This is a genomic window from Deltaproteobacteria bacterium (genome assembly GCA_019308905.1).
In the GTDB taxonomy this organism is placed as follows: Bacteria; Desulfobacterota; BSN033; order WVXP01; family WVXP01; genus JAFDHF01.
The window spans coordinates 1-14,524 of sequence record JAFDHF010000084.1 but is presented as its reverse complement, the minus strand read 5'-3'; the positions used below and the strand labels follow the sequence as shown (position 1 = coordinate 14,524).

The window sequence follows — 14,524 nt, the reverse complement described above, 5'->3', positions numbered from 1 at the left end:
ACCGGTCTGACCGATCTGCTGCTTTTTCAAAAACTGCGACAGCTTCTCCAGCGTGATGTCGATACCGAAAACACCAGAGACCTCCCCCACAAAACGACGGGCAAAGGTCAGGCCGAGGACCTTGCGGAGGGCAAATACATAGAGATCGGTCCTGATCAGCCCCTCAGACGTCATCGCGGTTTTGTACCAGGGACGTTTCCTCGGATCGTAGGTGGCCTTTTTCTCGGGCCTGGACTCGACGACTCGTCGCCGGTTATCGAGGAAATCCCAGGTCCGGACCCGGGTGCCGGCTTCCTTTTGATAGACGTGCCAGATCGCATAATGGGCCTGTGGAGGGGCATTGAGGAAAGAACGGAGCCCACCGCCCTCAGGCAGTGAGATAACCTGGTAGAACTCTCCGTCTTCGTAACCCATATAGAAGGAGGATATCTGCGGGGATGACCTGAGAGCCTCGATGAGATAACCCAGCAGGGGGTGAGAGAAGCCGGTCGGCTTTCGGGCCACATCCGGCATCTCGGGTACGATGTTGCCCAGGATATAGACGGGCTGGAAGACCAGTTCCGTCTTGTGGACGACCTTCCCATTGATTTGGGTGAGCAGTTTTTCCGCGGCCAAAAGGGCGGTCTCTGAGTTTTTCTCGTAGTTGTAAAATATAAGGATGCCGGCAAGGGTAAAGAGAATAACGAAAAAGATCGTTAGGATTGTGACGTTCAGCGTGGGAAGGCATCTACGGCGCATCGCGGCTCCCTGGGCAAGGTCCATTCCGGCGATCAGGTATCAACCGAGTATCGGTTGAGCGTTTTCTCCATAATCCGTCACTATTTGATACGGGGATTGCCCCCCTGCTTGAGGAGTCTCCTTATCTTATCGACGGGTATGGCGAAACCGATGTTTTGGGCATTCCGGACAACCGCCAGATTCACACCTATGAGTTCTCCGTCGAGATTCAGGAGGGCACCGCCGCTGTTGCCGGGGTTGATGGAGGCATCCGTCTGGAGCAGTCCCGAGCAGACGTATTCACACTGGGGACTTGAGAACGTCCTGTCCTTGCCGCTTATGACACCCACGGTGACGGAGTTCTCCAGGCCGAGAGGATTCCCTATGGCGATGACCGTCTCCCCTATCATAACGTCATGAATGTCGGCGAAGGGCACCTGCTCCACGGGGTTGGGAAGCTCTGTTTTGATGACGGCAAGATCGTCGGTCCGATCGAGCTGAGAGACCTTTGCCTTGAGCACGGTGTGATCTCTCAGGACCACATAGATGCTCGTCGCCTTTTGTACCACATGGGCGTTTGTGACGATGAGGCCCGTTCCGTCCACGATGACACCTGAGCCCAAGGCCTTGTATTTCAAGATGCCTTCTGAATAGTCCTCTCCGAAGTACTCCTTGAAAAAGGCGTCAAGCTGCTCGCCGTATTGCCCCCATTCCGGGTACTGTTTCAGGTCGACGACCCTCTCGGTCCTTATGTTTACGACCGCCGGGGAGTATTCCCTCACGACCCTGACGACCGGAGTCCGGCGCAGACTCACCCTACTGCAGGCGGTGCTGTAAAGCATAAGACCCAAAAGGGAAACCATCATTATGATGCTTCCTCTGAGCCTGATTCGATTCCCCTCTCTGTTTGAAAGTTCTCTCAACATGCGAATCTTCCACCTGTCTGTTTCATTCAAACGCCTCTCTGTTTCCATTCCGGTGAACGGTCCGACACGCCTCCGGCCCACGGCAACGGGTGCGGCTCTTATCTGGTTCTACTTCTTCCAACATAGCAGATTCCAGCCGGAAAAGTCACGATAGCTCTTGGAGAGAGATGGATTCTGCCCGTCGAGCCGAGCCTCGGAGAGTCGCGAGCGGGCATGGCTGGCTGAAATGGTTCTACGGTTCTCCCTTGCTCAACACGTGCTGATCGAGGACGAAACAGACAAACCTGCCCTCAAATACCTCGGCATCACCGCTCCTGACTGTCACGGAGACCACCCGTTTCTTCCCGTGTTCGGAATCCACCTTTGCTTCGGCCAGCAGAGCCTGGTCTGCCTTTACCGGTTTCAAGAATCTCACCTCGGCAGCCCCGAGGACCACATTGGGATGATTGACCGCTATCATGGCCGAATAGTCGGCCAGGCCGAAGATGAAGCCCCCGTGGACGAGGCCTGAGTCGTCCACAGCCATTTTCTTGCTGGTCTGGAGTCGAACCCGGCTGACTCCCCCTTCCACCTCCAGGGGGGTGCCGCAGAGCTCCTGGTCGATTCTCCTGTGGGTTCGTATATCCATCTCCTCCATCCCGCCTCGTCTCCTACACCCGGTACGCTCTCTCTCCCGAAATCGCGAGGATCTCACCAAAGTAGATCCTGTGGTAGTCCTTCTGGGGATAGTTTTCTTCGATATGGGGATCGAGGAAGTGGCCGGGTTCCATGTCATCCCAGTAGATCTTCCGGCACTCCACGATAAGCTCGGCCTGGCGAAAGCCCGGTGCAGCCACCCGGGTGGAGGCGATGGGGGTAAGGCCGGATTCGGCTATCTTGTCGCCGTCGCGGCCGGATTTGGTGCCGAGAAGTTCCAGGGCCTTGCGGTAGTCTTCCCCAAAAGTGCAGAGGGTGAAGGTATCGTATTGTTCCATGAACCGGTAGGTGTAGCGGATAGGCCGCACGACTACCTGGGCAAAGGGTTTGCCCCACATCGTACCGAGGCTCCCCCATCCTACGGTCATGCTGTTGAACTCGCCTTTGGCGAAGTCACCGGATGTAAGGAGGGCCCATTGGTGGTCCCAGAGATAATGGGGTTTCAAAAGCAGCTTTTCAACCGGAATCGATTCGCGTGGCATGGGAATCTCCTCTCTATTTTCTGTTGACTCGGAATGAGCTTTCGTATATCTTATATGAAGATCCGATGGGGGATCGTTCAGCGGCAGGACTACGGACTCTGACTCCGTCAACCCAGGTTCGAATCCTGGTCCCCCAACCACCGTCCATGAAGGGTTTGACCCGGACAGGGTGAAGCCCTTTTCGCGTCCTGGGGGGATCTCATCTTGAGGTTCCCCCTTTCTCACCCATGGCCTCCTGCTTCTTTACGATTTTGGCCCAGGAATCACGAAGAGTCACGGTGCGGTTGAATACGAGTGCCTCCTCAGAAGAGTCTACGGGGTCGACGCAGAAATAGCCGAGCCTTTCGAACTGGTACCGGCTTCCAGGTGCCGCACCGGCCAGACTCGGTTCAACGCGGCAGGAGGTCAGTGTTTCCAGTGAATTGGGATTGAGATGCGCCGTGAAATCGAGCCCGGCCTTTTCACGGGTGGGGTCTGCGGTGTTGAAGAGTCGATCGTACAGGCGGACCTCTGCCTGGAGTGAATGAGCAGCAGAGACCCAGTGGATTGTTCCCCTCACCTTTCTTCCGTCGGACGACCAGCCCCCTTTCGTCTCCGGATCATAGGTGCAATGGATCTCGACCACCTCGCCGGTCCGTTCTTCCTTGATCACTCCCACACACCTGACATAGTAAGCGTAGCGCAGCCTTACTTCGCGGCCGGGGGCGAGGCGGAAGAACTTGTCAGGTGGGTCCTCGCGAAAATCCTCCTTTTCGATGTAAAGCACGCGGGAAAAGGGGACCTTTCTCGATCCCATGCCGGGATCCTCTGGATGGTAGGGGGCGTCGAGTTCCTCGGTCCGGTCCTCTGGATAGTTGTCGATGACCAGTCGAAGGGGACGGAGTACCGCCATCACCCTCGGAGCCCGTCGATTCAAATCCTCTCTGAGGCAGTGTTCGAGCAGCCCGATGTCCACGATACTGTCCTTTTTGGCTACCCCGATGCGTTCACAGAAGTCACGGATCGATTCCGGTGTATAGCCCCTTCTCCGCAGCCCCGACAGGGTCGGCATCCGGGGATCGTCCCATCCGGTGACATGGCCCTCCTCGACCAGTTGGAGGAGCCTGCGCTTGCTCAAGACCGTATAGCTGAGATTGAGGCGGGCGAACTCGATCTGCTGGGGATGGAAGACCTTCAACTGGTCGAGGAACCAGTCGTACAAAGGACGGTGATCTTCAAATTCGAGTGTACAGATCGAGTGGGTTACCCCTTCGATGGAATCGGAGAGGCAATGGGCGAAATCGTACATGGGATAGATGCACCACCTGTTGCCTGTCCTGTGATGTTCTGCATGGAGAATCCGGTAGATCACGGGATCGCGCATGTTCAGATTGGGTGATGCCATATCGATCTTCGCCCTGAGCACGTGGGAGCCGTCCTCGAACTTGCCCGCCCGCATTGCCTCGAAAAGCTCGAGGTTTTCCTCCACCGAACGGGTACGGTAGGGGCTCTCCTTGCCGGGCCGGGTCAGTGTTCCACGGTAGGCCTTGATTTCCTCCGGGCTCAGGCTGCAGACATAGGCCTTGCCATCTCGGATCAACTGGAGAGCATACTCGTAGAGTTGATCAAAGTAGTCGGAGGCGTAGAAAAGGCGGTCACCCCAATCGAATCCAAGCCAGCGGACGTCCGCCTTGATCGATTCCACGTATTCGACGTCTTCCTTGGAAGGATTGGTATCATCGAAGCGGAGGTTGCAGACCCCCCCGTTTTCGGCGGCGATACCGAAATTGAGGCAGATGGACTTGGCGTGGCCGATATGGAGATACCCGTTCGGCTCAGGGGGGAATCGAGTGATTACCCGGCCCTCGTTCTTGTTGGCCTTCAAGTCTTCCGCGATAATTCGACGGATGAAATCAGATGGAGGGGTAGAAACGGTTCCGGACATAGAGACTGCCCCCTTCCTGCCTTTCTTTGTTAGTAACGACACATATTCTACCATGTTTTTCTTGAGGAGAGAAAACGTCAGGGTCGGCGATTCTTGCAAATAGGACCGCACCGCAGTCCACAGGGAGCACGAATCGATCGTCTTTGGCTTCCCGTCGCCGGCAATTCCTGCAGCAGGCTCTCTTTTGGAACCCTTCTTGCACAGGCACCTCCAGGGGTTGATAGGCGAATTGGAAAGGGACAGAAGAAGGATAGCCGACAGGCGCCAGGAACAGACATCGCCTCTGAGCCGGTATCTCTTTAAGGGACGGAGGAGATTCATACGGAGGAAGGCTGACCGGAGAATCCATCCCTATGTGGACAGGTATGGGCCTTTGCTCTTCCTCTCGATCCTGCTCATCGTCGTACTCTCGGTGCTTGATGCCTACTTCACCATCTTCCACGTCGACAAAGGGGCCCGGGAGGTCAATCCCCTGATGAGTTACCTGATTGGACGTGGAAGCCTCTATTTCTTCGCCTTCAAATACACCCTGACCGCCCTGGGCCTCTTCCTTCTTTGCATCTACAAGAATCTCCTCATCGCAAAGGTCCTTGTCGTCGCGGTCTTTCTCATGTATCTGGTAGTCTTTGCCCATCATATCTTCCTTGTTTTGCAGAGGTGATCCCCTGGAGGGTCTCAGGCCCGGCCGGCATGGGCTCCCCGGGTCCTCAGGAGGCATCGAGCCCGGAAGCCGCCTCCTTGATGTGTTCCCAGGCCCGGCTCACATGGGGGAATCCCGTGTAGGTCTGTCCGACACAGAGCCGCAAGGTGAGCCGGTCATTCAGCCGGGTATGGGTCAGGTAGAGGTGGCCGCTCTGGTTCAGTCTGTCCAGGAGTCGCTGGTTGGCCGAATCTCCTCCCCTGTGGCGAAAACAGACCAGATTCAGCGGCACGGGTGCAGCCAACTCGAACCGGTCGTCCTCCTCGACCCACGAGGCGAAATCCTGGGCCAGGCCGACATGGTGTCGTATGTGATGCCGGAGCCCCTCGATACCGTAATGACGAATGACGAACCAGAGCTTGAGAGACCGGAAGCGACGGCCCAGGGGGATCTGCCAGTCCCGATAATCGATGACCGCGCCGGACTGACTGGCCTTGTTGCGCAGGTATTCGGGAAGGATGCTCAGGGTGTTGATGAGCACCTGGCGATCAGCCACGTAGAAGCAGTCGCAGTCGAAATTGGTGAACATCCATTTGTGTGGATTGAAGCAGTAACTGTCGGCCCTTTCGATCCCTTCGTGGATGAACCGGAACTCGGGGCAGATGGCGGCAGTGCCTGACATGGCTGCATCCACGTGAAGCCAGATATTATGCTCGGCGCAAATACGGCCGATCTCGGGCAGGGGGTCCATGGCGTTGGACGAAGTGGTTCCCACGGTGGCACAGACAAAAAATGGAAGGAGTCCTGCCTCGCGGTCCTGCTCGACCTGTCGAGCCAGGGCTTCCGGACGCATGGCAAAGCGGCTGTCCACCTCCACGAGGCGCAGGTTTTCCCGGCCGATGCCGGCGATCTTTACCGCCTTCTCGATGGAGGAATGGGCCTGTGTGGAAGCATAGGCAACGAGGGGATCCCTGCACCCGCGCTCGTTGGTTGTGAAACCCGTGGCACGCTCACGGGCTGCCAAGAGGGCGCACAGCGATGCACTGGAGGCGGAGTCCTGGATCACTCCCCCGCCCGAGCCGGTGGATTTGAACTTGTGGGGCAGGGAAAGCATCTCCACGAGCCAGTCCAAAACGTGGGTCTCCAGTTCGGTGCAGGCAGGACTCGTGGCCCACAACATCCCCTGGATTCCGAGGCCGGCCGAAACCAGTTCACCCAGTATGGCAGGGCCCGAGGCATTGGCCGGAAAGAAGGCGAAGAAGTTGGGCGACTGCCAGTGGGTCACCCCTGGAAGGATCAAACGATCCACGTCTCCGAGGATGGCTTCAAAGGATTCGCCGTTGATCGGGGGCTTCTCCGGCAGGGAGGCTCGCACCTGTCCAGGCACAACCCGGGAGAGCACGGGAAACGACTCGATACGGCCATGGTAGTGCGCGATCCAGTCCACCACCGCCCTTCCGTAGGACCGGAATTGCTCCATGGTCATGTGGAAGCTCTTGGGTTGCTCAATCGGTTTCTCTGACACTTTCCTCACCTCTAGTGGGTCTTCTCTGGGAGCACGGGCCGATCGTCGGTCCTTACTCGATACCGTCAACGCCGTCTTCCCTTGGGCAGGGTATAGAATACAGGCGGTTGGACGTAATGTACAAGGCCGGCCGGGCTAGCCTTCTTCGCCATAGATCTCCGAGACGATTTCTCTAAACCAGAGGGGCCGGCGGAACAGTACATAGATGAGAACGGTTGCCATCAGCGGAAAGGGGACGACGACGTCGAAGACGGCCAGTCCGATGAGCCAAAGCAGATAGCGGGTTCTACTTGACATCTCTCTGTCTCCCTTTGCCGGCACTACTCCTGTTCAACCAGACCGCAGGCCACGCGGGCTCCGCCGCCTCCAAGCCTCGCAGGGCGATCGGAGTAATTATCCCCTCCTGCGTGAATCACCAGCGATCGCCCTTTCAGGTCCGAGATTCTGAGCCGGGGAGCGAGTACGGGGAGGGTCGCCCTTCCCCGGAGGTCTGCATACAAGGGAGGCAGATCGCCCAGGTGGCCGCCCCCGTAAGGGCCCTCATGCCTGCCTGTACGAGCAGGGTCATAGTGGCCGCCTGCAGCCGATCCGGCAATCATCCTGCCCTGCTTTTCCCCGGGACCGCACGCCGGGTTCTCGTGGACATGAAAACCGTGCAATCCAGGGGAAAGCCCGCTCAGGTCGGGCGTGAACATCGTGCCGTAAGGGCTGGAGGATATCGTTATCGTCCCTATCGGTCTTCCAACACCGGTGCTGTCGATCAGGTTGATCTGAACCACAAGCTCCTCAGCGTGGGCGGAAAACACCGTGATCAGCAGCAATGCCGCAACCCCGAGCAGTTTCTTCATAGAAGGGTACCTCCATTTTTGATCTTCCCACCTCTACGGGCGTCTCTACGAGGAATTATACACGAAAGCCGACCTCCATTTTCAGAGAGACGCAGGAACACAATGGGGTGACGGTTTTCTCGTTGACCGTTGTTTCATCGTCTTGGGGAGAAGGTGACCCTGATCACGCACCTTCCATCCCCCCTGACCAGGCTCTCCTCGATTTCGTGAAGGGGTTGAAGATGGAGGGCCCTCATGACCCCGTTTCTCAAGGCCCGGCAACCACACTCATAGCCTTGCAACATGTCTGCCTTTCGAAGAGAGTCGTAAGCATGGCAGCGGGTTCCCTGCCAGATAGCCGTGTTGTCACGGTATCTGATGGGCTCGTCTATATAGAGTCCGTCAAAGAAGGCGTTCTTCCATACTGCCTTGAAGACGGACATGAGTTCTTCGATCGATTTCGGTTTCTGAATGATTCCCTCACGCACCAGGCTGATAGTGAGCATCCGGAATATTCTCTCCGAAACCGCAAGGTTCAAGCGGTTGGCCTCATCGGTCCCCAGTTCCCTGACAATCGCGGCGTGCCAAAATGAATCATGGAGCCACCAGAGCTTCTTCAAGGTATCCCTGGATCTGAATTCCCGTATACGCATACGATGCGCCCCGATCCCGGTTCAACCCGTAGAAACTCTTCGCCGGTGGGAAGCACACTGAGCGCTCCCTTCCAAGCCCCGCTGAATCCAGACCTTGTCCGTTGACCCATGGTGTTCCTCTGGCGCATAGGCTGGCTCAGCCCTGGTCAACCCCCTTCATCCTGCGCTCGATCCTTTGAGGACCGGTTGCGGGCCTACTTCAGCCCAAGGGTTCTTCGGAAGCGGCGTTGCTTCCGGCGATTCGACCGAATATCAGGCACTCGGGTATGGCACAGCTCCCCAAACGACATGCCCCGTGGATCCCCCCAGTCACTTCACCTGCAGCGTATAGGCCTTCTATGGGTCTCTGATCCAGACCGATTGCCTGAGCTCTGGTATTGATCTGAATACCCCCCATGGTGTAGTGCACCTTCGGCCAGAGGCGGATGCCATAGTAAGGGGGATCGACCAGGGGCCTGGAGTCCCCGATGATGGGCTTGCCGAACTCTTCGTCCTTCCGGGTCTCTACATAGCGGTTGTATCTTTCGACGGTCTCTCTGAGATCTTCGGAGGGGATTCCATACCAGGAGGCGAACCCCTCAAGGGTGGGGAAACTCCTCACCACGCCCCTTTTCAGGCATTTGTCGAGTACGTGCTGACCGTAGCCCGCCCCTGCCGCGTCGGTGATTCCGATACAGGTGCGGCCCGTGCCCATGATGGCCTCTGAGAGGGTCCTCCGGTCCGCGAGCTCGTTGACCACCCGCCTTCCTGTGGCAGGGTCGACAATCAGGCCATAGGGGAAGGTGCTTGAGGTGGCGAAAATCGCTCCCACCCCCGACCCTTTCTCATCCGGACAGGACCAGGGCCCCAACTGGATCCAGGAGAGCTGAACAGGTGTGGCACCGATCCTCAGGGCCTCTATCAGCGCCTCGGCCGTAGCGCTGTGGCGGTTGGTGCTTTCGATACTCCCGTTCAATCTCGGATCCTGAACGGCCCTGAAAGAGACATCGCTCCCGAACCCTCCCGTGGTCAGCACGACGGCCTTGCGTGCCCTTATGTGCCTGGTTGTCCCACTCTCCGGGTTCGGAAAAACGTGGCCGTAACGGATCCGGACACCCTCGACACGGCCCGCTCGGTCCATAAGGAGCCTGACGAGGAAACTCCTGGTCCTGACCGCCATGCCCAACTCCGTCAGTTTTGCGAGCATTTTCCTGACCATGACCGAACCAGGATGGAGGTCCCTCTCGGTGAATGCAGTAAGGGTCCGGGGGACCGAATGGCCACCGAGTCGATCCAGGGTCTCCGCGTACCTTATGCCGAGGAAGTCCACGGTCCACAAGAAGAGATCGAGGGAGTTCTCCGCCACGATCCGTGCCAGATCTCGGTGATTGAGGCCGAGTCCTGCCTTCAACATGTCTTGATACATGAGTTCCGGTGAATCCTGGATTCCCTTGTTGGCCTGCAAGGGCGAACCTGCGACTGCTATCATTCCGTCACTGATGATGGAGTTGCCTCCAGGACGCCTCATCTTTTCCAAAATGATCACCGAAGAGCCGGTGCTTCCTGCTTCGATCGCGGCGGCGAGCCCTGCAAAGCCGCTGCCGATCACCACGACGTCTGCCTCCTCGTCCCATCTTTCAGGCAGGGCAGTCGTCCCTGCGTTACCGGATCCCGGGCCGGGATTGTTTCCATGGCCATCCCCTGTTTCTCTTCTTCCGGTCTTCCTCGTGCTCACAATTCCCTCTCCTCCTGGTGAGGCGATGAGGCCGCGGCCTTTGGACGACTTTGACACTACCAACGGGAGGCAATCATGTCAACCTGCGAGAGCAATGGACGAGGTCTGATACCACAAAGCCGGTCTTTGCCACCTCCTTTTGACTCCTTTCCCGGATTGCGGGTAGAATGGGGGGACACGGGAAACCGGCGCGAGGGTCGCATGAACGCCGGCAAACGGATCGGGGCGGATCCCCCTGACTGGAGGCAGAGATGAACTTTGAAGCTCTCTTCAGGCCCAAGACCATGGCTGTTGTCGGCGTCTCTTTGACGAACGACCGGCATCCGGCCAATGTTATCTACAACAAGAACAACCTCCGCTATCAGGCCGAGGTCTTTGCGGTGAATCGAAGGGGTGGGGTTTTTCAAGGGAAGACGGTCTACCCTAGTCTCGGGGATATTCCCCGGAAGGTCGATCTGGCGGTGATAGTCACCCGGGCCGAGCTCGTTCCCACGATCGTCCGTGAGTCTATCCAGGCAGGGGCGAGCGGGGCCGTGATCATCTCTGGAGGGTTTGCCGAGAGTGGCCGGGGGGATCTTCAGGAAGAACTCGTCTCCTCGGCCAGAGAAGCTGATTTTCCTTTTATCGGGCCGAATTGTCTGGGTATCTATTCTCCTCCTTACATCGACACCCTTTTCATCCCTCCTGAGCGGATCGTCAGGCCGGACAAGGGGAGGGTGGCGCTGGTGAGTCAGAGTGGGGGGCTGCTGGTGGATCAGATGGTCAAGTTCGCTGCAGAGGGGGTGGGGCTGTCTCAGGCTGTGAGCATAGGGAACAAGGCCCTGGTCAGAGAATGCGAGTTGCTGGAGTACTTTGCCCGGGATCCCCAGACAGAGGTTATCGCCTTCTACGTGGAGGGCTTTGGAAGAAATGAGGGCCGTGAGTTCGTCTCCCTTGCCGCCCGGTGTCCGAAGCCCGTGATCGTTCTTAAATCCGGCAAGACACCGGGAGGTACCCGTGCCATCTCTAGCCACACCGCCTCCATGGCCGGGGACTACGATGTGTTTTGTGCCGTCCTCGCCCAACACGGTGTGGTGGAGGCCAAGAACGAGTTCGAGCTGATCTCTTTCTGTGAAGCCCTGAGTTGCTACTCGAAACCCGTCGAGGGAAGGGTGGCCATCATAACGGCCAGTGGCGGCCACGGGGCCCTGGCTGCGGATGCCTGCCTTTCTCATGGTCTCTCGGTGCCGGCCCTGCCAGAGCAGGACCAGCAGGAGATAAGGCAAAAGGTTTCCCCACGCCTGCATGAGATCGCCTCTTTCCGCAATCCGGTCGATCTGACGGGAAGCGCCGTGGACGATGATTTCATGGGTGCCGCCGAAGTACTGAGCACCAAGGCCGGGATCGATTGCGTGCTTCTGCTTCTCCTTCCCTATGTGCCGGGGATTACATCTGATCTGGGCGCCAGGATGAGCCAGATCTATCGGCAGGAAGACAAGCCCCTGATCGCCTATGTCCCCCACGTTGAAAGATACCGAATGTTCATCGAGGGATTTGAGCTCAACCAGATTCCTGTGGCCCACTCAATCGAGGGAGCGGTCCATATGGCCGAGGCCTTGAGGAGGCAACGATCATGCTCACAGAGAACATGAAACGGATCCTTTCCGCTTCACAAGAGAGGGGATGGGTCTTGGAGCCTGACGCCAAGCGCCTGTTCTCGATGGCAGGACTCGATGTTCCACGATTCGCCTGGGTCTCGACGGAAGAGGAAGCTCTCCGGTCCGCAAGGGCCATTGGATATCCTGTGGTGTGCAAGGTGGTTTCTCCTCAGGTGATTCATAAATCCGACATTGGTGGGGTCGCCCTAGGCGTCGACAGTGACCAGAGCTTGGTGGAGACGTTCAGGCGTTTCAGCAAGGTAGAGGGATTTGCCGGAATGCTGGTGGAGGAGACGGTATCGGGTGTGGAGTTGATCGTGGGGGCCAAGATCGACTACCAGTTCGGACCGGTTGTCCTGCTCGGCATCGGTGGGACAGGGGTGGAGATCTACCGGGATATTGCCCTGAGGATGGCACCTCTTGGCGAGAGCGATATTGAGTCGATGATCAGGGGGCTGAAAGCACACAAAATCCTGGAAGGATACAGGGGGGCTGCCCCGGTCAATCTCGAGGAGTTGACGAGGCTTCTGGAGAACCTCTCCAGTCTGGTCATGGACCTACAGGAGACCATCGAGTCGATCGATCTCAACCCTGTCATATCCTCTCCCACGCGCTGTGTTGTGGCCGACGCGAGAATCATTCTCAGGAAAGACCAGGGGGAAGAAAGTCTGCGCCAAGGGGATTCTCTTTGGAGTATCTCCTGATCAGAGGGGGAAAACCGGTGTGAAGGGTAGGAGGAGGTCTTCCATGGTGATTCCGACGGTGGTGATGGGAGCTCTTGCCGTGGTGCTGGTCCTGGTGGGGTACTTCAAGGGTGAGGGGCAACATATCACGGGTGTGAGATCCGCCCTGATCTTGACAGTAGATATTTTACCACTTCTCGTTTTTGCCTTTATCGTTGCAGGAATGGTTCAGGTCCTTCTCCCAGGCGAACTCGTATCGAAATGGGTGGGCCCGGAGTCCGGCTTGCGGGGGATTATCATCGGGACCGTGGCGGGTGCCTTAACCCCTGGAGGCCCCTATGTGAGCCTGCCCATCGTTGCAGGTCTCCTGCACTCCGGGGCCGGCATAGGGACCATGGTGGCCTTTGTAACCGGCTGGTCCTTGTGGGCTTTTTCCCGACTGCCTCTGGAGTTCGGAATACTGGGTTTCAAGTTCACCCTGATCCGCCTGGCCTGTACATTTTTCTTCCCGCCCATTGCGGGGCTGATTGCAGAGGTTTTTTTCGGGGGTACCAAGTGGGCGTGACTCGCATCCGACTGCGAGCGTTGAATAGACCTGTTGGATTCGCTCCTGGCGGCCTGCGCCCTGAGAAAACCCGTACAGAGTCTTGCCCGCGTCAGGATATGTCCCGGTTCCAGTAGACCCGGACAAACCGCGTCTCCTCACCGTATTTTATTTCGAGCTCTCCCTTGTGGGCCCGGTGGATGGCCTCGCCGAGACGTCTCGCCATATGATCGTCGGTGAGATAGATCGTTATGGATCCCTCTTTTTCCTCGCGGTTGATTACCTTTCTCAGTGGGGATTTCTCCCCCTCCTCTCTTACGATGCGATTTACCAGATTGAGGATTTCTTCTTTGCGCCTCTTCAGGTACTCTCCTCCCAGTACAAGGAGCCCTGCAGGGTAGTTGTCCCGGATTCTCCTGCAGGCCGGGCATATGTTCTGGTCACCTGTAGGGATGTCCCGACTCTCCTCACCTTTCGGCCAGACCCAATGTCCCCCCTGATAGACGGCATTGCAGCCAGGACAGACCACTCCGTCGGGGTACTTCCGGCCTTCGTAATAGGGATCGTGGATTCTCTCCTGGATCAACCTATCCTTTCTGGAAGTTTTCATTGACTCTGAATGGCACCTCCTCTCACCCCTCTTCAGGCAGAGTCGTTTTGCAAAAGCGAGAACCGTTTGATCAAGATTCTAACCGTATGAAAGAAAAATATCAATCGCCGTGACGCCGGCCTTCCAGGAGGAGACGCCGGTGGGGTTTGCGTCTAACCAATGGCAGAGGCGGCTAGGATCGTGCGGGGGGCTGGAAACGCAATAGCTCTCCTGGTGGGCGAACGGACCTTTCCGGATGCTTCCGATGCAACAAACCAGCCCCTTTTCGGGGCCTTTTGCGCGCCCGGGGCGGGCTTGGTGATTCGAAAGGCCGATAGATCCTACCCCCAGACCTTTTCCTTTCTTACAGGGGATAGGGTGGATGGCAAGGGAGGCGGTCACTCATCGGAGGCGAGCTTTCCCCCGACACCCCAGTTGTGTTTGGGATTGTCCTTGACGATGACTTGAACCACTTCCCGGGGAGTGCCGATTGCTTCAAAGGCAGAGGTTATGCCATCGACGAGCTCCCTCTTCTGCTCGACAGTGCGTCCTTCCCACATTTCGACGATAACTACCGGCATGATATCCTCCGTTTTCTATCGCATGCTTTTCAATGGACTTCGACGAAATGTCACACCTTGAAGGTTCCCGTTGTCCCCAACGTGTTTTTCATAGAGAGGCTCTGGCGCCGAGTGCAAGCGATCGAGCTCCTCCATCAGCAGAAGGCGGCACGCGGTGGCCTCAGTCGTCTTCAAGCGATAGTGCAGCATACTGCAGGGGAGACCGAAGGTCAATCCCACGGGAGAAACCCGAAACAAATCCGGCCACTTCAATCCTTTTGGAGGACTTTTTTGTGGAGTTTCCTGAGTTTTCAGCCCAGGATTCTTGCAAGTATATGACTTCACGATCTTTTTCTGTCTTGGCAGGAGAACACCCTTGTCCCCTCGCTCCTGAGCTCACGCGGTGA

Annotated in this window: 16 protein-coding genes and 1 tRNA gene; 5 read left to right on the top strand and 12 right to left on the bottom strand. The window is 57.4% G+C overall.

Annotation, left to right across the window (positions count from 1 at the left end; genetic code table 11):
- From JRJ26_18755 to JRJ26_18740, 4 genes are all read right to left on the bottom strand, one after another.
- Positions 1-738: hypothetical protein (locus tag JRJ26_18755; GenBank protein MBW2059535.1), on the bottom strand; the 738-nt coding region annotated here is incomplete at its 3' end.
- A gap of 80 nt (positions 739-818) precedes the next feature.
- Positions 819-1,643, bottom strand: coding sequence for a trypsin-like peptidase domain-containing protein (locus JRJ26_18750; GenBank protein MBW2059534.1), 825 nt, complete (start codon positions 1,641-1,643; stop codon positions 819-821).
- Positions 1,644-1,875: 232 nt separating this feature from the next.
- The gene (locus tag JRJ26_18745) at positions 1,876-2,271 is read right to left on the bottom strand and encodes a thioesterase (protein ID MBW2059533.1); all 396 of its coding nucleotides are present in this window, start codon (positions 2,269-2,271) and stop codon (positions 1,876-1,878) included.
- A gap of 22 nt (positions 2,272-2,293) precedes the next feature.
- Positions 2,294-2,821 (bottom strand): flavin reductase, encoded by a 528-nt coding sequence (locus tag JRJ26_18740; protein ID MBW2059532.1) that lies wholly within the window; start codon positions 2,819-2,821, stop codon positions 2,294-2,296.
- 66 nt (positions 2,822-2,887) lie between these two features.
- Here JRJ26_18740 and JRJ26_18735 point away from each other — a divergent pair.
- Positions 2,888-2,961, top strand: a tRNA-Gln gene (locus tag JRJ26_18735).
- Between the two features lie 59 nt (positions 2,962-3,020).
- On the opposite strand, the gene JRJ26_18730 is transcribed toward JRJ26_18735, so the two are convergent.
- Entirely contained in the window at positions 3,021-4,745 is a 1,725-nt protein-coding gene (locus JRJ26_18730; GenBank protein MBW2059531.1) for a glutamine--tRNA ligase/YqeY domain fusion protein, read from the bottom strand.
- Between the two features lie 184 nt (positions 4,746-4,929).
- Between JRJ26_18730 and JRJ26_18725 the strand changes: the two genes are divergently transcribed.
- Positions 4,930-5,406, top strand: a complete 477-nt coding sequence (locus JRJ26_18725; protein MBW2059530.1) for a hypothetical protein — start codon at positions 4,930-4,932, stop codon at positions 5,404-5,406.
- Between the two features lie 46 nt (positions 5,407-5,452).
- On the opposite strand, the gene JRJ26_18720 is transcribed toward JRJ26_18725, so the two are convergent.
- From JRJ26_18720 to JRJ26_18700, 5 genes are all read right to left on the bottom strand, one after another.
- Entirely contained in the window at positions 5,453-6,871 is a 1,419-nt protein-coding gene (locus tag JRJ26_18720; protein ID MBW2059529.1) for an aspartate aminotransferase family protein, read from the bottom strand.
- Positions 6,872-7,045: 174 nt separating this feature from the next.
- Complete coding sequence (locus JRJ26_18715) at positions 7,046-7,207, bottom strand: hypothetical protein (protein ID MBW2059528.1); 162 nt, start codon at positions 7,205-7,207, stop codon at positions 7,046-7,048.
- Between the two features lie 23 nt (positions 7,208-7,230).
- Complete coding sequence (locus tag JRJ26_18710; GenBank protein ID MBW2059527.1) at positions 7,231-7,758, bottom strand: superoxide dismutase family protein; 528 nt, start codon at positions 7,756-7,758, stop codon at positions 7,231-7,233.
- Positions 7,759-7,892: 134 nt separating this feature from the next.
- Positions 7,893-8,390, bottom strand: coding sequence for a hypothetical protein (locus JRJ26_18705; GenBank protein ID MBW2059526.1), 498 nt, complete (start codon positions 8,388-8,390; stop codon positions 7,893-7,895).
- Between the two features lie 199 nt (positions 8,391-8,589).
- Positions 8,590-10,014 carry a flavocytochrome c gene (locus tag JRJ26_18700; GenBank protein MBW2059525.1) on the bottom strand — a complete coding sequence of 475 codons (1,425 nt, stop codon included), beginning with the start codon at positions 10,012-10,014 and terminating at the stop codon, positions 8,590-8,592.
- A gap of 341 nt (positions 10,015-10,355) precedes the next feature.
- Between JRJ26_18700 and JRJ26_18695 the strand changes: the two genes are divergently transcribed.
- The 3 genes from JRJ26_18695 to JRJ26_18685 are packed head-to-tail and all read left to right on the top strand — an operon-like array spanning position 10,356 to position 12,989.
- Entirely contained in the window at positions 10,356-11,735 is a 1,380-nt protein-coding gene (locus tag JRJ26_18695; GenBank protein ID MBW2059524.1) for a CoA-binding protein, read from the top strand.
- Positions 11,717-12,445 (top strand): acetate--CoA ligase family protein, encoded by a 729-nt coding sequence (locus JRJ26_18690; protein MBW2059523.1) that lies wholly within the window; start codon positions 11,717-11,719, stop codon positions 12,443-12,445. Before JRJ26_18695 ends, JRJ26_18690 begins: the two co-directional genes overlap by 19 nt.
- Positions 12,446-12,488: 43 nt before the next feature.
- The gene (locus JRJ26_18685; GenBank protein ID MBW2059522.1) at positions 12,489-12,989 is read left to right on the top strand and encodes a permease; all 501 of its coding nucleotides are present in this window, start codon (positions 12,489-12,491) and stop codon (positions 12,987-12,989) included.
- 91 nt (positions 12,990-13,080) lie between these two features.
- Here JRJ26_18685 and JRJ26_18680 read toward each other — a convergent pair whose 3' ends face one another.
- Both JRJ26_18680 and JRJ26_18675 read right to left on the bottom strand, forming a co-directional pair.
- Complete coding sequence (locus JRJ26_18680) at positions 13,081-13,578, bottom strand: ATPase (protein ID MBW2059521.1); 498 nt, start codon at positions 13,576-13,578, stop codon at positions 13,081-13,083.
- Between the two features lie 377 nt (positions 13,579-13,955).
- Positions 13,956-14,138 (bottom strand): 2-hydroxymuconate tautomerase family protein, encoded by a 183-nt coding sequence (locus JRJ26_18675; protein ID MBW2059520.1) that lies wholly within the window; start codon positions 14,136-14,138, stop codon positions 13,956-13,958.
- Positions 14,139-14,524 lie beyond the last annotated feature (386 nt).